This is a genomic window from Hansschlegelia beijingensis (assembly GCF_014196425.1).
GTDB lineage: Bacteria > Pseudomonadota > Alphaproteobacteria > Rhizobiales > Methylopilaceae > Methylopila > Methylopila beijingensis.
The window spans coordinates 247,998-271,288 of the sequence record NZ_JACIDR010000001.1; the positions used below are offsets into that span (position 1 = coordinate 247,998).

The following is a 23,291-nucleotide window of genomic DNA, read 5'->3' on the forward strand; positions in this document are numbered from 1 at the left end:
CTGAACAGGGCCCCTGCGGGACCCGCATATCCTGAAAACGATCCCGGCTCTCCGCTTCGCTGCGGCCGGGACGACGGCGCGCTCAACCCGGGAGCCGGCCATGAACATCTCGAAGTTCTTCATCGACCGGCCCGTCTTCGCAGGCGTGCTGTCGACCGTCATCTTCCTCGCCGGCCTGCTGTCGCTGCGCGTGCTGCCGATCTCCGAATATCCGGACGTCGTGCCGCCGCAGATCGTGGTGCGCGCGACCTATCCGGGCGCGAGCCCGAAGGTCATCTCGGAAACCACCGCGACGCCGATCGAAGAGCAGATCAACGGCGTCGAGGACATGCTCTACATGGCCAGCCAGGCGACCACCGACGGCGTGATGACGCTGACGGTGACGTTCGCGCTCGGGACGGATCCCGACAAGGCGCAGCAGCTTGTCCAGAACCGCGTCAGCCAGGCCGAGCCCCGGCTGCCCGCGGAGGTGAGGGCGCTCGGCGTCACGACGGTCAAATCATCGCCCGACCTGACCCTCGTGGTGCATCTGACCTCGCCGAACGGCCGCTACGACATGACGTATCTGCGCAATTACGCGGTGCTCAACGTCAAGGACCGGCTGGCGCGCATTCCGGGCGTCGGGCAGGTCCAGCTGTTCGGCTCGGGCGACTATTCGATGCGCGTCTGGCTCGATCCGCAGAAGGTCGCGGAGAACGGGCTGTCGGCCTCCGACGTCGTCAACGAGATCCGCGCCCAGAACGTGCAGGCGGCGGCCGGCGCCGTGGGCGGCTCGCCGACGCCTTCGGACGTCGACCTGCAGCTCTCGCTGAACGCCCAGGGTCGGCTGCAGAGCGAGGAGGAGTTCGGCGACATCATCGTCAAGACGGGCGCGAACGGCGAGATCGTGCGGCTGCGCGACGTCGCGCGCATCGAGATGGGCGCCGCCGACTACGCGCTGCGCTCGCTGCTCGACAACAAGTCCGCCGTCGCGGTGCCGATCTTCCAGGCGCCGGGCTCGAACGCCATCGAGATCGCCGACCGGGTGCGCGCCGAGATGGAGGACATCAAGGCCAACATGCCGGACGGCGTGGACTACTCGATCGTCTACGACACCACGCAGTTCGTGCGCGCCTCGATCGAGGCCGTGATCCACACGCTGCTCGAGGCGGTGGCGCTGGTGGTGCTCGTGGTCGTGCTGTTCCTGCAGACCTGGCGGGCCTCGATCATCCCGCTGGTCGCCGTGCCGGTCTCGGTGATCGGCACCTTCGCGGTGATGCACCTGCTCGGCTTCTCGATCAACGCGCTCAGCCTGTTCGGGCTGGTGCTGGCGATCGGCATCGTGGTCGACGACGCGATCGTCGTGGTCGAGAACGTCGAGCGCAACATCGAGGATGGGCTGCAGCCGCGCGACGCCGCGCTCAAGGCGATGCAGGAAGTGTCGGGACCGATCATCGCGATCGCGCTGGTGCTGGTCGCCGTGTTCGTGCCGCTCGCCTTCATCAGCGGCCTGACCGGGCAGTTCTACCGCCAGTTCGCGCTGACGATCGCGATCTCGACCGTGATCTCGGCGATCAACTCGCTCACCCTGTCGCCGGCGCTCGCCGCGCTGCTGCTGAAGGGCCACGGCGCGCCGAAGGACCGGCTGACCCGCTTCCTGGACTTCACGCTCGGCTGGTTCTTCCGCGGCTTCAATCGCGCCTTCGGCTGGGGCGCGCGCACCTATGGCCGCGGCGTCACCTTCGCGATCGGCCGCAAGGCGGTGATGCTCGCGCTCTACGTCGTCCTGCTCGGCGTCACCGGGCACCTGTTCCGCGTGATCCCCGGCGGCTTCGTGCCGGCGCAGGACAAGCAGTATCTGGTCGGCTTCGCGCAGCTCCCCGACGCCGCAACCCTCGACCGCACCGAGAACGTCATCCGCCGCATGGGCGACATCGCGCTCAAGCAGCCCGGCGTGCAGAGCGCGGTGGCCTTCCCGGGCCTGTCGATCAACGGCTTCACCAACTCGTCCAACGCCGGCATCGTGTTCGTCACGCTGACGCCGTTCGAGGAGCGGCGCGACCCGTCGCTCAGCGCGGGCGCGATCGCCATGAACCTGAACCGGCAGTACGCCGGCATCCAGGAGGCGGTCATCGCCATGTTCCCGCCGCCGCCCGTCCAGGGGCTCGGCACGATCGGCGGCTTCAAGCTGGAGATCGAGGACAAGGCGGGCCTCGGCTACGAGGCGCTCGACCAGGCCACCAAGGCCTTCCTCGCCAAGGCGCAGACCGCGCCCGAGCTCGCCGGCCTGTTCTCGTCCTATCAGGTGAACGTGCCGCAGCTGTTCGCCGACATCGACCGCACCAAGGCGCGCCAGCTCGGCGTGCCGGTCACGGAAGTCTTCAACACGCTGCAGATCTATTTCGGCTCGCTGTACGTCAACGATTTCAACAAGTTCGGACGGACCTACTCGGTCCGCGTCCAGGCCGACGCCAGCTATCGCGCGCGCGCCGAAGACGTCGGCTTCCTGAAGGTGAGGTCGAACTCGGGCGACATGATCCCGCTGTCCGCGCTCATGACGGTCAGGTCGAGCGCGGGTCCCGAGCGCGCGATGCGCTACAACGGCTTCCTGTCCGCCGACATCAATGGCGGCGCCGCGCCGGGCTTTTCGACCGGCCAGGCGCAGGCGGCCGTGACCAAGATCGCCGCCGAGACCCTGCCCAAGGGCTTCGCCTTCGAGTGGACGGAGCTCACCTACCAGGAGTTCATCGCGGGCAATTCCGGGCTGATCGTCTTTCCCGTCGCGATCCTGCTCGTCTTCCTGGTGCTGGCCGCCCAGTACGAGAGCCTGACTCTGCCGATCGCGATCATCCTGATCGTGCCGATGGGCATTCTGGCGGCGCTGACCGGGGTCTGGCTGTCGGGCGGCGACAACAACGTCTTCACCCAGATCGGCCTGATCGTGCTGGTCGGGCTATCGGCCAAGAACGCGATCCTGATCGTCGAGTTCGCGCGCGAGCTCGAGCTCTCGGGACGGACGCCGATCCAGGCGGCGGTCGAGGCGAGCCGGTTGCGGCTGAGGCCGATCCTCATGACCTCGCTCGCCTTCATCATGGGCGTCCTGCCGCTCGTCACCTCGGTCGGGGCGGGCGCCGAGATGCGCGCCGCGATGGGCGTCGCGGTGTTCGCGGGCATGATCGGAGTGACGGCCTTCGGCCTGTTCCTGACGCCGGTGTTCTACGTCGTCATCCGCATGATGGCGGGCGGCCGCAAGCTGAAGGGCGCGGGCGGGCATGCGCCGCTCACCGGCGAGCACGAGCAGCCCGCCCCGGGCGCCGCCGGCGCCCCGCTGTCGATCGGTTAGGGCCTCGCGAGGCGAAAGCGTCCCCACGCGCTCGCCAGGCCTTGACGGTGGCGGCCGCCGAAGAAATTCGGCGGCCGCCGACCTGTCTGGTTTTCGGCAGGAGAGGGGGAGCGCCGAGACCCTGAAGGGTTCAGGCCACCTCGGCGGCGCGGTCGGCGCGGACCGGCAGCGCCCGGAGCGCAAGGTCGGCGACGCGCTCCAGTTCGCAGCGGCTCGCGCCGGAGGCGGCCTTCACCGCCATGCCGAGGCCGACCGACATCACGTAGCGCGCCCAGTCGGCCGGGTCCTCGCCGGGCGGAAGCTCGCCCTCGGCGGCGGCGCGCTCCAGCCGCTCGCGCAACGTCTCCTCGCTCAGCGAGCGTCGGGCGATGAGTTCCTGCCGGATCGTGTCGCTGCCTTCGCCGCCGCACACCGCGCTGTTGACGCCGAGGCAGCCGGGGGGGTGCATCGGGTCGGTCAGCACGTCGGCGTAGCCCTTGAGCAGCTTCTCGATGGTGGAACGCACGCTGGGCTCCGCGAGCGCATGCGCCACGAAGCACATGTGGTTCTGCTCGTAGCGGTCGAGCACCTTGCGGAACAGCTCTTCCTTGTTGCCGTAGGTGGCGTAGAGGCTGGGCCGCGTGATGCCCATCGCCTCGGTCAGCTCGGTGAGCGACGCGCCCTCATAACCGTGCCGCCAGAACACCTGGAGCGCAGCGCACAACGCCTCGTCGACGTCGAATTCCTTGGGCCTGCCCATGGTGGCGACTGATCCGTCCGAGTTCTGTACCGACCGATATAGTGTTACGGTCGGTCTGTGTCGAGGTTGTGGTCGGGGTGCGCCGCAGGGGTGCGGTTCGACATGGCGGCCGCGATCACCTGGACGATCTCGCCCTGCGCGAAAGGCTTCGCAAGCTTCGGCAGCGAGATGTCGAGGTTCTCCGAAAGCTCCGCATAGCCGGAGGTGAGGATGATCGGCAGGTCCGGCCGCTCGACGCGGATCGCGCGGGCGAGCTCGACGCCTGTCATCTGCGGCATCGCGTGGTCGGTGATCACGAAGTCGATGGTGGGCTCGCGCCGCAGGGTCGCGAGCGCCTCGTCGCCGGACGCCGCCGGGAACACGGTGAAGCCCAGATCCTCCAGCATCGCGGTCGTGTTCACCAGCACCAGCGGGTCGTCGTCGACGGCGAGCGCCACGAAGCGGTGCAGGTCGTCGCTCGAATGCGCGGCATCCCTGCGCGCCGCGTACGCCCCCGCCAGCGCCGGCGTTTCGGAGACCGGCATCCAGAGTTCGACCGTGGTCCCTTCGCCCGGCCGGCTCCTGAGCGTCATGCGGCCGCCAAGCTGCTCCATCGTGCCGTGCACCATGGAGAGGCCGAGGCCGGTGCCTTTCCCGACGCCCTTGGTGGTGAAGAAAGGCTCCACCGCCCGGGCCACGGTGGCCTCGTCCATGCCCACGCCGGTGTCGGAGACCGCAAGGCGCACATATCTGCCGGGCTTCAGGCCGTCGGGGGCGTCGGCGATCTCAACGGGCTGCGCCTCGATCACGATCGCTCCGCCGTCCGGCATCGCGTCGCGCGCGTTCACGACGAGGTTGAGCAATGTGAGCTCGAGCTGGTTGGCGTCCGCCTGCACGGCGTCGAGGGCGCCGGGGAAGCGCGTCTCGAGCGTCACCGTCGGGCCGAGCGAACGCATCAGCAGATCCATCATGCTGCGGACGAGCTCGGGAACGTCGACGGCGGTCAGCGTCAGCTCCTGCCGCCGCGCGAAAGCCAGCATGCGCTGCGTCAGCGAGGCGCCGCGGCGGGCGCCCTGCAGGGCGTTCTCGATCAGACGGCTGGCGCGCGGATCGGAAGGCACGTGTTTGCGCAGCATCTCCAGGCTGCCGATGATCACCATCAGCAGGTTGTTGAAGTCGTGCGCGACCCCGCCGGTCAGCTGGCCGATCGCCTCCATCTTCTGCGCCTGGAAGAACGCCTCGCGCACCTTCTCCAGCTCGCGCTGCGCCTCGCGGCGCTCGGTGATGTCGCGGGTGACCTTGGCGAAGCCGATGAGCTTGCCGGCGTCGTCGCGGATGGCGTCGATGACGATGTTGGCCCAGAAGCGGGTGCCGTCCTTGCGGACGCGCCAGCCTTCCTTCTCGAACCGGCCCTCCCGCGCCGCGATGCCGAGCCCGCGGGCGGGCTCTCCGGCGGCGGCGTCTTCCTCCGTGTAGAAGCGCGAGAAATGCTGGCCGATGATCTCGTCGGGCCGGTAGCCCTTGATGCGCTGGGCGCCAGCGTTCCAGCTCGCGATCCGCCCTTCGGCGTCCAGCATGTAGATCGCGTAGTCGGTGACGCTCTGCACCAGAAGCCGGAACTGCTCCTCGCTGCGCTCCAGCACGGCCGCCGCCTGAAGGCGTTCGCTGAGGTCGCGGGTGATCTTGGCGAAGCCGATCAGCTCGCCCGCCTCGTCCCGGACGGGGTCGATGACGACATGCGCCCAGAACCGCCCGCCGTCCTTGCGGACGCGCCAGCCTTCGGCCTCGAAGCGGCCCTCGCGCGCCGCCATCTCCAGGGCGCGCTCCGGTCCGCCCGCCTGGCGGTCCTCGTCGGTGTAGAACAGGGAGAAGTGCTTGCCGAGGATCTCGCCCGGAGCGTAGCCTTTGATCCGCGCGGCGCCCGAATTCCAGCTGGAGACGTAGCCGTCCCGGTCGACCATGTAGATCGCGTAGTCGGTCACCGCCTCGACCAGCAGCCGGTAGCGCTTCTCCTCAGCCTGTGCTTCGCCAACCCGCTCGTGATGCGCCATTACGTTCCTTCACGGGATCGCTCCCGCGTCCCCGCCGTTCATCCGCCCCCCTGCGCGAAGTTGCAAGGAGCTTATGAGCGCAGAGGCCCGGCTTCAGCGCCGGGCGGTCATTTCTCCACGAAGGCCTTCTCGATCACGAAGTGGCCGGCCTCGCCGTGGTTGCCCTCCTGGTAGCCGCCCTCGATCAGCAGCGCGCGCGTGTCGCGGATCATCTCGGGGCTGCCGCACAGCATGAAGCGGTCGCGCTCCTTCGACATCATCGGCAGCCCGACATCGGAGAACAGCCGGCCCGAGCGCATCAGGTCGGTGATCCGCCCGGTGTTGCGGAACGGCTCGCGGGTCACGGTCGGGTAGTACACCAGCCCCGCCGAGATCATCTCGCCGAGATGCTCGTCCTGCGGCAGCCCCTGCGTGATCGTGTCCCCATAGGCGAGCTCGGCCACCTGCCGCACGCCGTGCACCAGGACGACCTTCTCGAACCGCTCATAGGTCTCGGGGTCCTTGATGATCGACAGGAAGGGCGCGAGCCCCGTGCCGGTGCCGAGCAGGTAGAGGTTCTGGCCCGCCATCAGATTGTCCAGCACCAGCGTGCCGGTCGGCTTCTTGCCGATCAGGATCGGGTCGCCGACCTTCAGGTGCTGCAGACGCGACGTCAGCGGCCCGTCCGGAACCTTGATCGAGAAGAACTCGAGCTCCTCGTCATAGTTCGCGCTCACCACCGAATAGGCCCGCGTCAGCGGACGGCCCTCGACCTCGAGCCCGATCATCGTGAACTCGCCATTGCGGAAGCGGAACGACGGGTCGCGCGTCGTGCGGAACGAAAACAGCGTCTCCGTCCAGTGATGCACATGCGTCACGCGCTCTTCCAGATACTTGCTCATCGTCCCGTCTTTCCCGAAGAGGCCGCTCCGCCCCGCAACCGGCAGGGCCCGGGCGAGGCCGTCCCGCTCGACGCGGGCTGAGCCGTCGCGGCAACCTCCACCTGTCTGCGCTCGAGGGGATTTTGCGGGACCGACATAAGCGATCCGGGCGTGGATTTCCACCGTCCCCGGGGGCCTTTGGGGCCACGCTGGCGAAGACCGCCTATGCGGCAGGCTGGGCGCTCGCCGGGGCCGCGGCGTTGGTCCGCTGGGCGGTCGCCTTCAGGATCGCCGTGACCGTCTCGAAGTCCGCCGGCCGCGCGAAATGATAGCCCTGCGCCAGCCGGCATCCCATGGCGGTGAGCTGTTTCGCCTGCAGCGGGGTCTCCACGCCCTCCGCCACGATCTTCATTCCGAGCTTGCGCGCGATCTCGACCAGTCCCTCGACCACCGCCGCGCTCGCCGATCCGGACCTCAGGTCAGAGACGAAGGACCGGTCGATCTTGATCACGTCGACCGGGAAGGTGACCAGATGGGTGAGGGAGGCGTAGCCTGTCCCGAAGTCGTCCAGCGCAACCAGGAGGCCGCGCGCGCGCAGCCCCTTCACGGCCTGGGCGACGGTCTGGTCGCTGTCGCCCATATAGACGGACTCCGTCACCTCCAGGATGACGTGCCTGAGCGGCACGCCGAAGCGCTCGAACGTGGTGGCGATGCGTTGCTCCAGGTCGCCGCGCTGGAAGTCGCCGGTGGTGACGTTGATCCCGACATGCTGGAACGGGATGCCGGCGTTCAGCCATGCGCGCACGTCGCGGGCGACCGCCTCCAGCATCCGCTCGGTGAGGCGAGCCGCCGCCGTCGGATCCGACATCGCCTGATGGAACCGGGCCGCCGGCAGGATCTCGCCCTCCGGGGTGCGGATACGGCAGAGCGCCTCGAGGCCGACGGTCTCGCCCGTGGCGAGGCCGACGATCGGCTGGTAGTGCGCCTGGAGCCGGTTCTCGTCGAGCGCCGAGGTGAGCTCATGGATCGCGCGGAAGCGCTGGGTGATGGTGGTGCTCAGGTCCGGGCGGTAGCGCAGATAGCCGCCGCGCGCCTTCTCCTTCGCGTCGTAGAGCGCGAAGTCGGCGTTCTGCCGGAGAGCGTCCACCGTCGAGCCGTCCCGGTCGAAGACCGCCGCGCCGAGGGTGACGGTCGGTTGCAGCGCGCGGCCGCGGCAGATCGCCGGCAGCTTCATCGCCTGCAGGATCTCGTGGGCGATCTCCTCGATCCGAAGATCGGCGTCAGGCCCGCTATAGATCGCCGCGAACTCGTCGCCGCCCAGCCGATAGCCCACTCCGGGCCCCACGCTGCGCGCGATCCTTGCGCCGACTTCCCGGATCAGATCGTCGCCGCCAGCGTGGCCCAGGGTGTCGTTGACGATCTTGAGGCGGTCCACATCGATCAGGAGCAGGCCGAACGAGTTGGTCTCCGCGAGCTCCGCCTGCTGGAGCGCGAGGTTGAAGCTCACTCTGTTGGCCAGCCCCGTCAGGCTGTCGAAGTAAGCAAGCCTGCGGTTGACGAGTTCTGCTTCATGCCGCTCCAGCGCGATGGCGCAGAGATTGACGCAGGCCTCGACGATCCGTCGCTCCATCGCGTCGGGCCCGCGCGGCAGGCGGTAGTAGAACGCGAAGGTCCCGACGACCCGGCCGGTATTCCCGAAGATCGGCGTCGACCAGCACGCGACCAGCCCGAGCGGAAGCACCAGGTCGCGATAGTTCTCCCAGAGCGGGTCGGTGCGGATGTCGGTGACCGTGACCGGGGCCTTGAGGAAGGCGGCGGTCCCGCAGGAGCCGACTTGCGGCCCGATCTTCAGGCCGTCGAGCGCGTCCGAATAGGCCTGCGGCAGACTTGGCCCGGCGAGCGGATGGATCGCGCCCTCACAGTCGACCGTAAGCACGGAGCAGATGCAGCCCGGCGCGAGGATTTCGGCCTCGGTGCAGATGCGTTCCGCGGTCCGCGCCAGAGGCGCTCCGCGAGCGACCATCTCCAAGACCACATTCTGAAGCTGTACGATCAACATGCGCTTCGTCGCCGCCCCCGCAGCGTCGTTCTACGCTGCGCCACCTGAACCGCAGGTGCATCTCATGCGAGCAATTTTAGACGAATGCGACTTCGCGGATCGCCGCGGCCGATCGGGGGCCTCCGGCGTCGTGGCTTCGCGCCCGAGCAACGGCGGGCGCCCGTCAGTGCGCCGAATGGCGGGGAGCAGGGCTCCCCGCCTCAGCTCTCTTCAGGTCTTCAGGCGGCGGTCTTCTTGCGGCCCCGCTTGGCCGGCGCGGAAGCGGTCTTCTCGGCCGCGGCGGGCTTCGCGGCGGCCTGCGCCGCCTTGCGGCCGAGGCCCATCTTGAGCGCGAGCTGCGAGCGCGCGGCCGCATAGTTCGGCGCGACCATCGGATAGTCGGCCGGCAGGCCCCACTTGGCGCGGTAATCTTCCGGGCTCATGTCGTAGGCCGTGCGCAGGTGGCGCTTGAGGCTCTTGTACTTCTTGCCGTCCTCGAGGCTGATCAGATAGTCCGGCGTGATGGACTTCTTGATCGGAACCGCCGGCTTGAGCTCGACAGCCGGCTCTTCCGTCTTGCCGCGCGCCGTCGCGCCCAGCGCCGCATGCACAGACTGGATCAGAGCGGGGAGCTCGGCCGCAGGCACCGAATTGTTGCTGACATAGGCGCCGACGATATCGGCCGCGAGGCCGACGAAATCAATTTCATCGTTCATCGTGTCTTTCGCTCCTTCACGAGTGAAGCACACATGCGCGCGCAAGACCGGAGATGCAAGCTCTTTCCCGGGAAATTTTTGGTCTCCCGACCTGCGTTGTTGCGCGCGCCGATGACGAGAGGGCCGCGAGGTCCGGAGGAGAAGTAAAAATGGCGCGCATTCAGGTGGACGGCATGTCACGACGGCGGCGACGCGACCGGTCGCAACTGGCGGCCGGAAAAATTGTTTGTCCAGAAGGCGTTATGAGGCGCTTCCTTGCGCGATCCAAGTTCTGTCAGAACGCTGACAGCCCCGTCAGGCCGCGTCCGATAATCAGCGCATGAATGTCATGCGTGCCTTCGTAAGTGTTCACAGCTTCGAGATTCAGCATGTGCCGCATGATCGGGAAATCTTCCGAAACGCCGGCCGCGCCAAGCATGTCGCGCGCCTGCCGGGCGATGTCGAGCGCCTTTCCGCAGTTGTTGCGCTTCACGATCGACACTGATTCGGCGGCCAGCTGGCCTTCGTCGAACAGGCGCCCGACGCGAAGCGCCGCCTGCAGGCCAAGCGCGATCTCGGTCGCCATGTCGGCGAGCTTCTTCTGGACGAGCTGGTTGGCCGCGAGCGGGCGATCGAACTGGCGGCGTTCGAGCGTGTAATCGCGCGCCACCTGCAGGCACTCCTCGGCCGCTCCCATGGCGCCCCAGGCGATGCCGTAGCGCGCGGCCATGAGGCAGCTGAACGGGGCGCGAAGGCCGGCGGCGCCCGGAAGCAGCGCCTCCTCCGCAACATGCACGTCGTCCATCACGATTTCGCCCGTGACGGACGCCCGCAGCGAAAGCTTGCCGGCGATCTTCGGCGCGGAGAGCCCGCGCGCGCCCTTGTCCAGCAGGAAGCCGCGCACCTCGCCGTCATGCGCCTCCGACTTCGCCCAGACGAGGAAGACATCGGCGAGGGGCGCGTTCGAGATCCAGGTCTTGCTTCCGGTGAGCACAAAGCCGTCGGAGACCTTGCGGGCCCGCGTCAGCATCGAGGCCGGGTCTGACCCGGCGCCCGGTTCAGTGAGGCCAAAACATCCGATCAGTTCGCCGGTCGCGAGCCCGGGCAAGTAACGGGCGCGCTGGCGCTCGTCGCCGAAGGCATGGATCGGATGCATCACGAGCGAGGACTGCACGCTCATCATGGAGCGGTAGCCGCTGTCGACCCGCTCGATCTCGCGAGCGGCCAGCCCCGACGCGACATAGGAGGCGCCGGCGCAGCCATATTCCGTCGGCAGGGTCACGCCCAGCAGCCCGCGGGCGCCCATCTCGCGGAAGATGCCGGGGTCGGCCTCCTCCCGGGCGAAAGCCCGGACGACGCGTCGACGCAGCGTCTCGCGCGCGAAATCCGCCGCCGCGTCGCGGATCATCCGCTCCTCCGAGCTCAGTTGCTCTTCGAGCAGAAACGGATCGTCCCAGCGAAAGGTCTTGCGGCTCAACTGCGGCTCCCTGGTGAGACCGGACGATCCTGGCGCTCGGCGCTCGGCGCCCGGCGGTGGCGGCCGTCGCGCTTTGTCGCCAGACAGGTATTGACCGCCTGAAATGCTGCGCATAGCCTTTGCTGCAAGAGCGAAGGGGCTCTCGCCGGCGCAGGCCGGGCGAGGGCCCCTTTTTTCGTTTTTGCGGGGGCTCATGGCGGCGAAACTAGACCTGAACCGTCCGCTGATCGTCGGCGCGCTCTACTCGCAGACAGGGCCGACGGCGTTCGTCGAGCGCACGCAATACAACGCGACGCTGCTCGCCATAGAGGAGGTCAACGCCGCCGGCGGCGTGGGAGGCCGGGAAGTGATCCCGGTCACCTATGACGCGCGTTCCGATCCCGCCCGCTTCAGCCAGCTCGCGGAACGCATGATCGACGAGGACGGCGCGTCCCTGCTGGTCGGCTGCTACATGAGCAACACCCGCCAGGCGGTGGTCCCGGTCGTGGAGCGGCGCGGCGCGCTGCTCGCCTATGCGGCTCCCTATGAGGGCTTCGAGTATTCGCCGAACGTGATCTATGGCGGCGCGGTGCCGAGCCAGCACATCGTCATGCTGGCGCGCCATCTGATGGGCGCAGGCGGCAAGAGCTTCTATCTCGTCGGCACCCGCTACACCTTCCCGATCGAGTGCAACCGCGTGATGATGACGCTGGTGGCCGAGCGCAACGGGCAGACGCTCGCCGAGCGCTATGTGCCGCTCGACGTCTCGCGGCGCGAGCTCGACCAGATCGTGCAGGACATCCGGGCGAAGCGGCCCGACGTCGTCTTCTGCGCCGTGGTGGGGGAGGCGGCGAGCGCGTTCTACGAGCTCTGCGCGGAGGCCGGCGTGGGCCAGCACACCACGATCGCGAGCCTCACCACCACCGAGGCCGAACTGGCCCTGATGCCGCCCGGCCTCGTTGAAGGCCACCTGACGGCCGCGACCTACTTCCAGTCCGTGGCGTCGGCCGCCAATCGTCGCTTCGTGCGCAGCTACCAGGCGCGCTTCGGCCTGCAGGAGCGGCTGAACGCGATGGCCGAGACGGCCTACAGCCTGACCCACATGGTTCTCGCCGCCGTGGGCCGCGCCGGCTCGGTCGACGCCTCCGCGCTGCGCGAGGATCTCGCCGCCACGCCGTTCCAGGCGCCGCAGGGGGAGATCCGGCTCGATGCCGAGAACGGGCACATGTATCTCTGGCCGCGGATCGCGCGGGTTCAGTCGAACGACTTCAAGATCGTGGAGGAGACGGCCGCCCCGGTGAAACCCGACCCGTATCTGATCGACCACGCGCCGCCTGAGTGGGACATCAGGCCGGAGACGACGGGCCGGGCGGTGGGGCTGTAGGCCATGCTCAAGGCTCTGCGCGACATCCGCAACGTCCGCGTCGTGGTCTTTCATCCGAAGGATCGCGAATGCGACGAGCTGGTCGCGCAGCTCAGACGGATCGGCTGCCAGGTGGAGGCCATCTGGCCGCCGCGCGAGGAGGTTCTGCCGCTCGCCGAAGTGGTCTTCATGCTGTTTCGCCAGGACGGCTTCACCCATGTGCTGCTGAAGGCCCTGGCGGAGCGCGGACCCGACGTCACGCTGGTCGGGATCGTCGAGTTCGAGAGCCCGGCGGTGATCGAGGCCGTGGCGCGCGCCGGGGTCAGCGCCATCATCACCAAGCCGATCCGGGCCTTCGGCCTGCTGACCAGCATGGTCGTGGCGCAAACTTTGTCGACAAGAGAAAAAAGCCTGCTTGACAGAGTTCGGAAGCTTGAGGATAAATTAAACGGCTTCAGGCGGCTTGAGAAAGCCAAGTCTATTCTGATGACCCGCAGGGGATGGTCTGAGAAAGAGGCTTACGAAGCTATCAGATCTCGCGCGATGTCTGCGCGAGTTGCTATGGACGTCGTCTGTTCGACGATCATAGATGCAGAGGAATTGACCGGACCCTAGTCGCGTCGGCGCTGCTGCGCCGCCACCGGTCCGGACATATCGATCCGCGCGCGCCACCGATGTCGCGAACGGGTCACGGCTAAGGAAGCCATCGCCAGCATCACCGCTGGCGGTGGCTTTTTTCGTTTCTGCGCCCGGCCGCTGCGGCGGACGGCGCCGACCGCATGGAGAGCGATCGATGACGACGGAAATAGACGCCCTCGACAAGAAGGTCCGGGTCGCCTGCGACGTAGGCGGCACCTTCACGGACATCTGCGTGCTGAACGAGAAGTCCGGCCTGATGCACGTGGCGAAGGTGCCCACCACGCCTGACCCGATCGACGGGGTGTTGGCGGGCATCGACGCCGGCGGCGTCGACCTCAACGACCTGCTGCTGTTCAAGCACGGCACCACGCTCGCCACCAACGCGCTGATCACCCGCCGCTTCCCGCCCGCGGTGATGATCACCACCAAGGGCTTTCGGGACACGATCGAGATCCGGCGCGGCAACCGCGACGATCTCTGGGACACCTACAAGGAGATGGCGAAGCCCTACATCCGCCGTCGCGACCGCCTGGTGGTCACGGAGCGGACGGACTACGCCGGCAAGATCGTCACCCCGCTCGACGAGGCGGAAGCCGCCGACCTCGCGCGCATCGTCAAGAAGCGCGGCGTGAAGACCGTGGCGATCTGCTTCGCCAACGCCTTCGTCAATCCGGAAAACGAGCGCCGGATGCGGGACGTCATCGCCCGCGAGATCCCGGATGCGACCATCTCGATCTCGAGCGACATCATGCCCGAGATCTTCGAGCATGAGCGCTTCTCCACCACCGTCGCCAACGCGGTGCTGGCCCCGGTCGTGGGCGGCTACGCCAAGCGGCTCGAGGGCCGCATGAAGGAAGGCGGCTACAAGGAGGACGTGCTGCTGCTGCACTCCGGCGGCGGCGTGATGACGGCCAAGATGGCGGAGAACTTCGCCGCGCGCCTGTCGGCCTCCGGCATCGCGGCGGGCGCGATCGCGAGCCGTTTCGTGGCCGAGCAGGCCGGCTTCAAGAACTCGATCGGCCTCGACATGGGCGGCACCTCGACGGACGTGTCGCTGTGCGACGACGGCCAGCTGCGGGTCACCAAGGAGTGGTTCGTCGAATACGGCTACCCGATCTGCTTCCCCTCGATCGAGGTGCTGACGATCGGCGCCGGCGGCGGGTCGCTCGCCTGGATCGACGCGGCCAAGTCGCTGCGCAACGGCCCGCAGTCGGCGGGCTCGACGCCGGGGCCGGCCTGCTACGGCCGCGGCGGCGAGAACCCGACGAACTGCGACGCAAACGTCGTGCTCGGCCGGCTCAGCGACGAGCTCGCCGGCGGCAAGGTCTCGCTCGACAAGGCGCTTGCCACCGAGGCGATCCGCAAGGGCGTCGCCGAGCCGATGGGCATGTCGATCGAGGACGCGGCGCTGTCCATCCTCAAGGTCGCCAACGCCAACATGGCGGACGCGGTGCGGCTGCTGTCGATCCGCCGCGGCTATGATCCGCGCGACTTCGCGCTGGTCGCGTTCGGCGGCGCAGGCCCGCTCCATGGCGCGGCGCTCGCCAAGGACCTGTCGATCCCGGTCGTCCTGGTGCCGCCGAATCCGGGCGTCACCTCCGCGCTCGGTTGCCTGCTCGTCGACATCCAGCACGACGTCACGCAGATGTACCTCGCCAAGGCCGACGACGTGGACATCGCGGAGGTCGAGCAGACCTTCCAGGCGCTCGAGCGCGAAGGCCGCGAGCGCCTCAAGATGGAAGGCGTCACCGACGACCGCATGGTGTTCCAGCGCAAGATCGACATGCGCTATCTCGGCCAGTGGCGCGCGCTCTCGATTTCGCTCTCGGCGCCCGTGACCTCGCTCGACGAGGCGATCGCGACCTTCCACCACGAGCACGGCCGCGAGCACAATTACTCGCGCCCTGGCGCGCCGGTCGAAATCTACCGGCTGAGCGTCATCGCGACCGGCGTCACCGCCAAGGCGAAATTCGCCGAGTTCGAGCCCGTGGACGCCAGGCCGGAGCCCTCGGGCGCCCGCATGGTGCGCTTCGACGAACTGCCGGAGGCGGTCGAGACGCCGGTCTACGACCGCACCGATCTCCGCGCCGGCATGAAGGTCGCGGGCCCGGCGGTGATCGACCAGCTCGACTCCACCGTCATCGTTCCGCCCGGCGTCACCGCCGAGGTCGACCGGTTCCTCACCATCGTCATGCGCATCCCGCAGGCCTGAGCCCGGCGAAGCGACAAGGGAAAACAGTCATGGCTGGCAGCTATCAAGACCTCGACCCGGTGACTTTCGAGGTTCTCAAGAACGCCTACGTCAACATCGTCGACCAGATGGCCGAGCAGATCTTCCGGACCTGCTACTCCTTCGTCATCTATTCGCGCGACTTCTCCTCCGCCCTGTGCGACGCCAATGGCGACACGATCATGCAGGGCTCCGGCGACATCGCCGCGCATGTCGGCACGCTGCACTACACGGCGAAGGCGGTGATCAACGCCTTCAAGGACGACATCCATCCGGGCGACGTCTTCGTCGTGAACGACGTCTACCAGGGCGGAACGCACTTCAACGACACCCGCATCGTCCGCCCGATGTTCTACAAGGACGAACTGCTGGGCTTCGCGCAGGCCAACGGCCACTGGGCCGACGTGGGCGGCGCAGTGCCGGGCTCGTTCAACGTCAACGCGCTCGACCACATGGCCGAGGGCCTGCGCATCACGCCCACCCGGGTGTGGAGCAAGGGCAGGTGCCTGGACGACGTCTGCAACCTGATCGCCTCCAACACCCGCGCGCCGGCCGACATCATCGGCGACATGCAGGCCCAGGCCGAGGCCGCCAAGGTCGCGGAGCAGGAGATCTGCCGGCTGGTCGAGAAATACGGGCTCGACGTGATCAAGACATCGTTCGGCGCGGTGCAGGACTATGTCGAGACGCTCACCCGCCAGCGCATCGACGCGCTGCCGGACGGCGTGTGGGAGACCGAGGACTACATCGACGTCGATCCCGGCGCCGGCGAAGGCCTCGTGCCGATCCGGGTCCGCATGACGATCGACGGCGACACGGTGCATTACGACCTGTCGAAGTCGCATCCGAAGTCGATCAGAAGCTTCCTCAACGCCTGTTTCGGCGGCTCCTTCGCGGCGATCGTCGCGGGCACCAAGATGCAGTTCCCGGAGATCCCGCTGAACTCCGGCTTCTACCGCGTCGTGACCGTCGACCTCGGGCCGGAGGGCTCGGTGGTCAACGCCGCCTGGCCGACGCCGGTCGCGGGCTTCTGCTCGGGGCCGTTCGAGAAGATCATGAACTCGATCTTCGAGCTCTGGGCGGAGGTGATGCCGGAGCGCGCGATGGCCTGCACCTTCAACCTCGACTACCTGCTGATCGGCGGGCGGGACGGGCGCGAGGCGGGCCACAAATACTTCATGTGGTACGACTGGATGGTCGGCGGCTGGGGCGCCCGCAACGGGCGCGACGGATGGGCGGCGACCGGACCGGTGTTCGGCGTCCAGCTGGGCACGCAGCCCTTCGAGGGGCAGGAGCGCCTCGCGCCGGTGCTCACCACCTGCCACGAGCTGCGCGTCGACTCCGGCGGACCGGGGGAATCCCGCGGCGGCATGGGGGTCGAGAAGGGCGTCATCCTGACCAATGTCGACCGGACCGTGGTGTCCTACTGCTGCGACCGGGAGCGCTCGATCACCTGGGGCCTCTGGGGCGGGTTGCCCTCGATCCCGCACGGCGTCTGGGTGAACCAGGGCCGGGAGAACGAGAAGTATCTCGGCTCGCTGTTCTCCAACGAACCGCTGCAGTCCGGCGACCTCGTCAGCCGACCTTCCGCCGGCGGCGGCGGCCTCGGCGACCCGCTCGAGCGGGATCCGCAACTCGTCTGCGAGGACGTCGCCGACGGCTATGTGTCGATCGCGCGGGCCGCGCTCGACTACGGCGTCGTCGTGAAGGAGGTCGACGCCGATCTCGCCGAGTACCGCGTGGACCACGAGGCGACGCTCGCCAAGCGGGCCTTTATCCGGGCCAACCGCCTCAAATGGCTGCAGGTCGATCCGGAGGAGATCGCGGCGAAATACCGCGCCGGCGAACTCGACATGCTCGACCTGATCCGGACCTACGGGGTGATCGTCAACTGGGGCTCGGGGGAGTTGCTGCGCAAGACCACGGAGCAGTTCCGAGCGATGCTTCTGCGCCGCGCGGCGCCCTATTGGGGCAAGCGGCGCTCGCCGGGCGAGGACGCCACGGTTTCGCTCAAGGTCGCCTGAGCGCGTGCCGCGCTGGCCGGCCTCCTGCGGGAGGCCGGCTCGGTCATCGGCTGCGGGCCGCGCGGCCAGAACCCGCGCGGCCGGCACGCCTTCGCCGGCCGATACGTCACCTAAACAATTCGTCTAGACGTACAATCGCGCAACATGCCGCCGCCCATGCGCTTGACGCACCTGCGCGGCATGTTGCGTTGCACGGTACGGGCTCTCGCAGAGACGGGGAGGGCGCGCCCCCGGGTCTGTCCGTGGCCTCGAATGGAGCGAAGCCGGCTCATCGACCGAAGCCACGCCAGGCGGGCCCGCTGGGGCGCGGATCAGAGCGCGCTGCGGTCCGTCGTTGAGTTCGCGCCCCGCCGATTTGTCCGACAGGCTGGCGCGTCGGATGCGCGCTCGACGCTTGGCGGCGTTGGAAAAATATAAGCCTAAGCAGACGTTTGTGCCTACGCGCTAGGCGGCTTCTGTTCAGTCGTGGCCCGCTTGATCGAGCTCGGAGGCAGACATGGCCGCAGAGCGCGTCTGCGTTCGGGTGCGGCGCCCGCGCACGCCGCGCGAGGCTCCTTTGGGGCTGATGCGTTCGGAGGCGCGCCGCAGAATCGGCTCCCTTCTGCGGTGCAAAAAACTGCGCCTCTTGGGCATCCGAAAGCGAAAAAAAGCAGCAACGACCGCTAGGCGCTGCGCCACAAAGAACGTCTAGATCATGCTCGAAAGGGGGCTCGCGCCGCCGCTTCGGGATTTGTCCTTCATCATTGATCGGCCCTTGAGACGGCAAGCAGACCGGGGCGGCGGGTCACGTCGTGTCGCAAGTCGATCTGCTGTTGGAGAGCATTATAGAGTCGCACCTAAAACTGAAAACTAGCGTAAAAGTGGCGAGATGATACTTCATGCAATCGGCGTATTCGAAGGTATTATGCTGTTTTGCATGGTGTTCACACGGAGAAACGAGACTGGCACGCGGCTTGCTGACATTGCACGACCTTCAAACGGGGAGAATGCCAATGTCGATGACCCGCCGCACGATGCTCAGCGTCTCGGCAGCTTCGCTCGCCGCGCCTTACTTCTTCACGAGGTCGGCCCAGGCCGCCGGTCCGATCAAGGTCGGGGTGCTGTTCTCGCTCACCGGCGGCCTGTCGATCATCGAGAAGTCGCTGCGCGACGCGACCATGATGGCGATCGCGGAGGTGAACGCGGCCGGCGGCGTCGGCGGTCGCCAGATCGAGGCGATCGTCGAGGACGGAGCTTCCGACCCCAAGACCTACAATGAAAAGGCCTCCAAGCTCGTCATCCGCGACAAGTGCGTGACGGTGTTCGGCTCCTACACCTCGGCCAGCCGCAAGGCGGTGCTGCCGGTGTTCGAGAAGCGCAAGAATCTCTACGTCTACCCGACGTTCTACGAGGGCTTCGAGTGCTCGAAGAACGTGATCTACACCAATGCGGTGCCGAACCAGCAGCTGTCGAACTTCATCCCCTGGATCTCCAAGACCCTTGGCAAGAAGAAGTTCTTCATCGTCGGTTCGAACTACGTCTACCCGCGCGAGATGGCCAAGGTCTCCAAGATCCTGATCCAGCAGCAGGGCGGGGAATACGTCGCTGACGAGTATCTCGAGCTCGGCGATTCCGAGTGGGGTTCGATGGTCAACAAGATCAAGAACTCGGGCTGCGACGCCGTCATCTCCAACGTGGTCGGCGACTCGATCGTGGCGTTCTACCGCGAGTTCAAGAACCAGGGTCTTTCGCAGGACAAGATCCCGATCTGCGCCTCGGTGACCTCGGAGATCGAGATCGCCGCGATGGGCCCGGAATACGCCGCCGGCAGCTACTCGTCCTTCCCGTATCTGATGGCGATCGACACCGACGCCAACAAGAGCTTCATCGAGCGCTACCGGAAGTTCGTCAACGATCCCAAGGCGGTGACGCACAGCCCGCTGCAGTCGGCCTATATGGGCGTGTTCCTCTGGAAGCAGGCCTGCGAGAAGGCCGGCGAACTCGAGCCGCTCGCCATCCGGGACGCCTTCAAGGGGCAGGAGATGGACGCCCCGATCGGCCGCGTGAAGATCGATGGCGAGAACCTCCACACCTACCTGACGCCGCGCATCGCCCAGTGGGGGGCGGACGGCCAGGGCAAGATCGTCGACGAGTACAAGGAGCCGCTGCGGCCGCTGCCCTATGCGGCCTATGGCGAGACCGCCGACAACCTGTTCTGCAAAGAGAGCGGCCTCGACAGCTCCAAGCTGAAGCTCTGATCAAGCCCTGACGACCGGTCGCCATGGCGGCCGGTCGCAAGCATCAATCGAGGTCAGGTTCATGGTAGACACGTTATTCATCGGTCTAAGCGTCGGCTCGGTGCTTCTGCTGGTCGCGCTTGGACTCGCGATCACCTACGGCGCCATGGGGGTCATCAACATGGCCCATGGCGAGATGGTGATGCTCGGGGCCTATACGACGGTGATGACGTCGACCTGGCTCGGTCTGGGGATCTGGTGGTCGCTGCCGATCGCCTTCGTGGTCACGGCCCTCGTGGGGCTGCTCATCGAGCGCCTGATCATCCGCCGCCTCTATGGCCGATTGCTCGACACCCTGCTCGCCACATGGGGCGTGGCGATCCTGATCCAGCAGATGATCCGGCTGGAGTTCGGCCTGTCCTTCTTCGGGATCCACATCCAGGGGCTCGGGCCGGGCCTGCAGAACATGTCCATCCCCGACGTATTGGCGGGAACGATCAATATCTTCGGGGCTGAGTTCAACAAGTACCGCGTCTTCATGATCCTGGTCTGCGCCCTCATGACCGGCGTGACCTGGTTCATCATGTACAAGACCAGCGTCGGCATGCAGGTGCGCGCCATCATCCGCAACGCCAGGATGGCGGCCGCCTGCGGCATCGACGTGAAGCGCGTCAACGCGCTGACCTTCGCGTTCGGCTCCGGGCTCGCGGGCGTGGCGGGCGTCCTGATGGCCGGCTTCAAGACCGTCTTCCCCGACATGAGCACGCCGATGGTGGTCGACGGCTTCCTGGTCGTCGTGGTCGGCGGCATCGGCAGCCTGATCGGCAGCATCCTGGCGGCCGGGCTGCTCGGACAGGTCAACGCGCTCGTGGCGTGGGGCCACAACGACGTCATCGCCCGCGCGGTGGTGTTCGCGGTCGTCATCCTGACCATCGTGCTGAAGCCCAACGGGCTGTTCGCTTACAAGAGGCGCTGAGATGCAAGCCACAAAGCTGCGGCTGAATCTGGCCGTCTACCTCATATTCATCGCCTGCATCCTGCTCGCCCCGATGTTCCTGGAGGAGTTCGCGCTCAACCGGCTCGCCAAGTTCCTCGTCTTCGGAATGCTTGGCGTCGCCATCGCGCTGTCGTGGGGCTATGCGGGCATCCTCAATCTCGGCCAGGGGCTGTTCTTCGGCCTCGGGGCTTACATGCTCGGCATGTCGCTGAAGCTCGCGAGCCCGACCAGCATGGCGCAGGGCTCCGATACGCCCGTGCCGGACTTCATGCTGTGGAACGCGGAGCCGGGCTCCAAGACCGACCTCTGCTGCATCAATGGCGGCTCATGGCTGTGGATCCCGTTCCAGAGCCACTGGTTCGGCATCCTGATGGGGATGGCGCTGCCCACTCTGGTGGCGTTCGGCCTCGGCACGGTGGTGTTCCGCAAGCGGATCGCCGGCGTCTTCGTGTCGGTGATCACGCTCGCCTGCGTGCTGCTGGTCCGCCTGCTGATCGTGGACGCCCAGCCGCTCACCAATGGCTGGAACGGTCTCACCGACCTCGGCGTGCTGACCATCGGCGAGACCGAGTTCGACCCGTACAGCGCCACGACCTACTACCTCGTCGCGATCTCGCTTTCGGTCACGCTCATCCTCGGCCGGCTGCTGACCGAGACGCGCAGCGGCATGATCCTCCAGGCGATCCGCGACGACTACAACCGCGCGCGCTACCTCGGCTTCGAGGTGTCGTCCTTCCAGGTGTTCTTCTTCTGCGCGTCGGCCCTGATCGCCGGCTATGCGGGCATGCTCTACGTCATCGTCGCGGAGTTCGCCTCGCCCTCCTTCATGGAGCTGTCCTTCTCGATCACCATGGTGGTGTGGGCGGCCGTGGGCGGCCGGGGCTCGCTGATCGGCGCCTGCATCGGCGCGCTGCTGATCAACGTGATCGAGACTTCGGTGAGCGAGACCCCTGCGCTGGTCGAGGCGTGGAAGGTCATCATCGGCCTGATCTTCGTCCTTGTCGTGCTGTTCATGCCGCAGGGCATCGCCGGCCTCGCGAGCTCCGTGACGGACCGGGCGCTGGAGCGTTTCAGCGGCCGCGCCGCCCGTCTGCGGCAGGCCGACAGCCAGCACCAGCCTGCGGAGTGATCGAGCAATGACTGTCGCAGCCCTGACCCTGGACGGACTCGGCGTCGCCTTCGCGGGCTTCAAAGCCGTCGACGGCGTCTCGATCATCATCGAAGAGGGAGAACTGCGGGTCGTGCTCGGCGCCAACGGCGCCGGCAAGACCACGCTGATGGACCTGATCAGCGGCAAGACCCGGAACACCTCCGGCCGGGTCTTCCTCTACGACACCGACATCACGCACTGGCAGGAGCACCAGATCGCGCGCGCCGGGATCGGCCGCAAGTTCCAGATCCCGAGCGTCTTCCGGGAGCTCTCGGTGCGGCGGAACCTCGAGGTCGCGAGCTTCGAGACGCCGGGCGTGTTCTCGAACCTCTCGCTTCGCCAGACCGCCGCGAGCAAGCGGCGGGTCGAGGAGGCCCTGGAACTGACCGGACTCGGGCCGCAGGCGGATCGTCTCGCCGGCGGCCTCAGCCACGGCCAGACCCAATGGCTCGAGCTCGGCATGCTGATCACCCAGAACCCGAAGATCCTGCTGCTCGACGAGCCGACCGCCGGCATGACGCAGGCCGAGACCCACAAGACCACCGAGATCCTCAACGCGCTGCGCGGCAAGCACACGATCATCGTCGTCGAGCACGACATGGCCTTCGTGCGCGAGGTCGCCCGGCGGATCACCGTGATGCATCTCGGCCAGGTGCTCGCCGAGGGCGACATCAAGACCATCGAGAAGGACGAGCGGGTGAAGCAGGCCTATCTCGGCTCGAAGGGGATCATGTGATGCTGAGCGTCGCCAACATCGACAGCTACTACGCGCGCAGCCAGATCCTGCATCGCGTCACGGCCGACATCCCGACCGGCGAGATCACCGCCGTGCTCGGGAGGAACGGGGTCGGCAAGACCACCTTCCTGAAGACCATCATGGGCCTGACCGACAGGATGTCGGGGCAGATCACCCTGGACGGCAAGCCGCTCGGGACGGAGCCGACCTTCCGGCGCGCGCGCGCCGGCATCGCCTATGTGCCGCAGGGACGCGAGATCGTTCCCGACTTCACGGTGCGCGAGAACATCCTGATGGGCGCCTTCGCGGCCCCTCCGGGCGAGCGCGAAGTGCCGCCGCTGGTCGGCGAGCTGTTCCCCTATCTGCGGGACAACATGAACCGGCACGGCGGGCTGCTGTCGGGCGGGCAGCAGCAGCAGCTCGCCATCGCGCGGGCGCTCGCGGCCAAGCCCAGCATCCTGCTGCTCGACGAGCCGACCGAGGGCATCCAGCCCAACATCGTCGAGGAGATCGAGAACATCATCATCCGGCTCAACAAGGAGCTCGGCCTGACCATCATCCTTGTCGAGCAGAACCTCGAATTCGCCCGCCGCGCGGGAGACAACTTCGTGATGATGGAGAAGGGCCGGATCGTGGCCTCGGGCCGGATGAGCGACCTGACGGACGACCTCATCCACCGCCACCTCGCCGTCTGAGGCCGCCGGCCCGCTTCACCGGCGCCTCTCCCGAAAAGCGCGGCCGGCCGAGGGGGCCGCGGCGCGTGGACCGGCCCGCCTTCCCGCCCCAAGGGTCAATC

The 23,291-nt window shown here is 67.3% G+C and carries 16 protein-coding genes; 10 read left to right on the forward strand and 6 right to left on the reverse strand.

Annotated elements, in window-relative coordinates; translation table 11 throughout:
• The first annotated feature begins 100 nt into the window (after positions 1-100).
• On the forward strand, positions 101-3,322 hold the full coding sequence (locus tag GGR24_RS01185) for an efflux RND transporter permease subunit (protein ID WP_183393466.1): 3,222 nt from the start codon (positions 101-103) through the stop codon (positions 3,320-3,322).
• A gap of 130 nt (positions 3,323-3,452) precedes the next feature.
• On the opposite strand, the gene GGR24_RS01190 is transcribed toward GGR24_RS01185, so the two are convergent.
• The 6 genes from GGR24_RS01190 to GGR24_RS01215 form a co-directional block, all read right to left on the reverse strand.
• Positions 3,453-4,061 carry a TetR/AcrR family transcriptional regulator gene (locus GGR24_RS01190; RefSeq protein ID WP_183393467.1) on the reverse strand — a complete coding sequence of 203 codons (609 nt, stop codon included), beginning with the start codon at positions 4,059-4,061 and terminating at the stop codon, positions 3,453-3,455.
• A 44-nt stretch (positions 4,062-4,105) separates the two neighbouring features.
• A complete protein-coding gene (locus tag GGR24_RS01195; protein ID WP_183393468.1) occupies positions 4,106-6,091 on the reverse strand; it encodes a hybrid sensor histidine kinase/response regulator in 1,986 nt (661 codons plus the stop codon).
• Between the two features lie 107 nt (positions 6,092-6,198).
• Entirely contained in the window at positions 6,199-6,972 is a 774-nt protein-coding gene (locus GGR24_RS01200) for a ferredoxin--NADP reductase (protein ID WP_183393469.1), read from the reverse strand.
• Positions 6,973-7,174: 202 nt separating this feature from the next.
• Positions 7,175-9,007 carry a bifunctional diguanylate cyclase/phosphodiesterase gene (locus GGR24_RS01205; RefSeq protein WP_183394426.1) on the reverse strand — a complete coding sequence of 611 codons (1,833 nt, stop codon included), beginning with the start codon at positions 9,005-9,007 and terminating at the stop codon, positions 7,175-7,177.
• A gap of 221 nt (positions 9,008-9,228) precedes the next feature.
• Entirely contained in the window at positions 9,229-9,705 is a 477-nt protein-coding gene (locus GGR24_RS01210; RefSeq protein WP_183393470.1) for a Ros/MucR family transcriptional regulator, read from the reverse strand.
• Between the two features lie 274 nt (positions 9,706-9,979).
• Complete coding sequence (locus GGR24_RS01215) at positions 9,980-11,161, reverse strand: acyl-CoA dehydrogenase (protein WP_246397899.1); 1,182 nt, start codon at positions 11,159-11,161, stop codon at positions 9,980-9,982.
• A gap of 193 nt (positions 11,162-11,354) precedes the next feature.
• Between GGR24_RS01215 and GGR24_RS01220 the strand changes: the two genes are divergently transcribed.
• The 9 genes from GGR24_RS01220 to urtE all read left to right on the forward strand — a co-directional run bounded on the left by GGR24_RS01220 (position 11,355) and on the right by urtE (position 23,190).
• Positions 11,355-12,524, forward strand: a complete 1,170-nt coding sequence (locus GGR24_RS01220) for a transporter substrate-binding domain-containing protein (RefSeq protein WP_183393472.1) — start codon at positions 11,355-11,357, stop codon at positions 12,522-12,524.
• Positions 12,525-12,527: 3 nt separating this feature from the next.
• Positions 12,528-13,118: an ANTAR domain-containing response regulator gene (locus tag GGR24_RS01225; protein WP_183393473.1), complete on the forward strand. Its 591-nt coding sequence runs from the start codon at positions 12,528-12,530 to the stop codon at positions 13,116-13,118.
• A gap of 178 nt (positions 13,119-13,296) precedes the next feature.
• Entirely contained in the window at positions 13,297-15,354 is a 2,058-nt protein-coding gene (locus GGR24_RS01230) for a hydantoinase/oxoprolinase family protein (protein WP_183393474.1), read from the forward strand.
• A gap of 29 nt (positions 15,355-15,383) precedes the next feature.
• A complete protein-coding gene (locus tag GGR24_RS01235; RefSeq protein ID WP_183393475.1) occupies positions 15,384-17,396 on the forward strand; it encodes a hydantoinase B/oxoprolinase family protein in 2,013 nt (670 codons plus the stop codon).
• Between the two features lie 992 nt (positions 17,397-18,388).
• Positions 18,389-19,633: a transporter substrate-binding domain-containing protein gene (locus GGR24_RS01240; protein ID WP_183393476.1), complete on the forward strand. Its 1,245-nt coding sequence runs from the start codon at positions 18,389-18,391 to the stop codon at positions 19,631-19,633.
• 61 nt (positions 19,634-19,694) lie between these two features.
• Positions 19,695-20,588, forward strand: a complete 894-nt coding sequence (gene urtB / locus GGR24_RS01245; RefSeq protein WP_183393477.1) for an urea ABC transporter permease subunit UrtB — start codon at positions 19,695-19,697, stop codon at positions 20,586-20,588.
• A gap of 1 nt (position 20,589) precedes the next feature.
• Positions 20,590-21,738 carry an urea ABC transporter permease subunit UrtC gene (urtC, locus tag GGR24_RS01250; protein ID WP_183393478.1) on the forward strand — a complete coding sequence of 383 codons (1,149 nt, stop codon included), beginning with the start codon at positions 20,590-20,592 and terminating at the stop codon, positions 21,736-21,738.
• A 7-nt stretch (positions 21,739-21,745) separates the two neighbouring features.
• Positions 21,746-22,495 carry an urea ABC transporter ATP-binding protein UrtD gene (gene urtD, locus GGR24_RS01255; protein WP_183393479.1) on the forward strand — a complete coding sequence of 250 codons (750 nt, stop codon included), beginning with the start codon at positions 21,746-21,748 and terminating at the stop codon, positions 22,493-22,495.
• Positions 22,495-23,190 carry an urea ABC transporter ATP-binding subunit UrtE gene (urtE, locus tag GGR24_RS01260; RefSeq protein WP_183393480.1) on the forward strand — a complete coding sequence of 232 codons (696 nt, stop codon included), beginning with the start codon at positions 22,495-22,497 and terminating at the stop codon, positions 23,188-23,190. The genes urtD and urtE overlap by 1 nt, the downstream gene beginning before the upstream one ends.
• Positions 23,191-23,291: the final 101 nt, after the last annotated feature.

Bases quoted from the DNA above. Each gene is read 5' to 3' on its own strand.
- GGR24_RS01240 (WP_183393476.1), top strand. From the start codon at position 18,389: ATGTCGATGACCCGCCGCACGATGCTCAGCGTCTCGGCAGCTTCGCTC.
- GGR24_RS01185 (WP_183393466.1), top strand. From the start codon at position 101: ATGAACATCTCGAAGTTCTTCATCGACCGGCCCGTCTTCGCAGGCGTG.
- GGR24_RS01200 (WP_183393469.1), bottom strand. From the start codon at position 6,972: ATGAGCAAGTATCTGGAAGAGCGCGTGACGCATGTGCATCACTGGACG.
- GGR24_RS01210 (WP_183393470.1), bottom strand. From the start codon at position 9,705: ATGAACGATGAAATTGATTTCGTCGGCCTCGCGGCCGATATCGTCGGC.
- urtB (WP_183393477.1), top strand. From the start codon at position 19,695: ATGGTAGACACGTTATTCATCGGTCTAAGCGTCGGCTCGGTGCTTCTG.
- urtC (WP_183393478.1), top strand. From the start codon at position 20,590: ATGCAAGCCACAAAGCTGCGGCTGAATCTGGCCGTCTACCTCATATTC.
- GGR24_RS01190 (WP_183393467.1), bottom strand. From the start codon at position 4,061: ATGGGCAGGCCCAAGGAATTCGACGTCGACGAGGCGTTGTGCGCTGCG.
- GGR24_RS01195 (WP_183393468.1), bottom strand. From the start codon at position 6,091: ATGGCGCATCACGAGCGGGTTGGCGAAGCACAGGCTGAGGAGAAGCGC.
- GGR24_RS01220 (WP_183393472.1), top strand. From the start codon at position 11,355: ATGGCGGCGAAACTAGACCTGAACCGTCCGCTGATCGTCGGCGCGCTC.
- GGR24_RS01235 (WP_183393475.1), top strand. From the start codon at position 15,384: ATGGCTGGCAGCTATCAAGACCTCGACCCGGTGACTTTCGAGGTTCTC.
- GGR24_RS01230 (WP_183393474.1), top strand. From the start codon at position 13,297: ATGACGACGGAAATAGACGCCCTCGACAAGAAGGTCCGGGTCGCCTGC.
- urtE (WP_183393480.1), top strand. From the start codon at position 22,495: ATGCTGAGCGTCGCCAACATCGACAGCTACTACGCGCGCAGCCAGATC.
- GGR24_RS01225 (WP_183393473.1), top strand. From the start codon at position 12,528: ATGCTCAAGGCTCTGCGCGACATCCGCAACGTCCGCGTCGTGGTCTTT.
- urtD (WP_183393479.1), top strand. From the start codon at position 21,746: ATGACTGTCGCAGCCCTGACCCTGGACGGACTCGGCGTCGCCTTCGCG.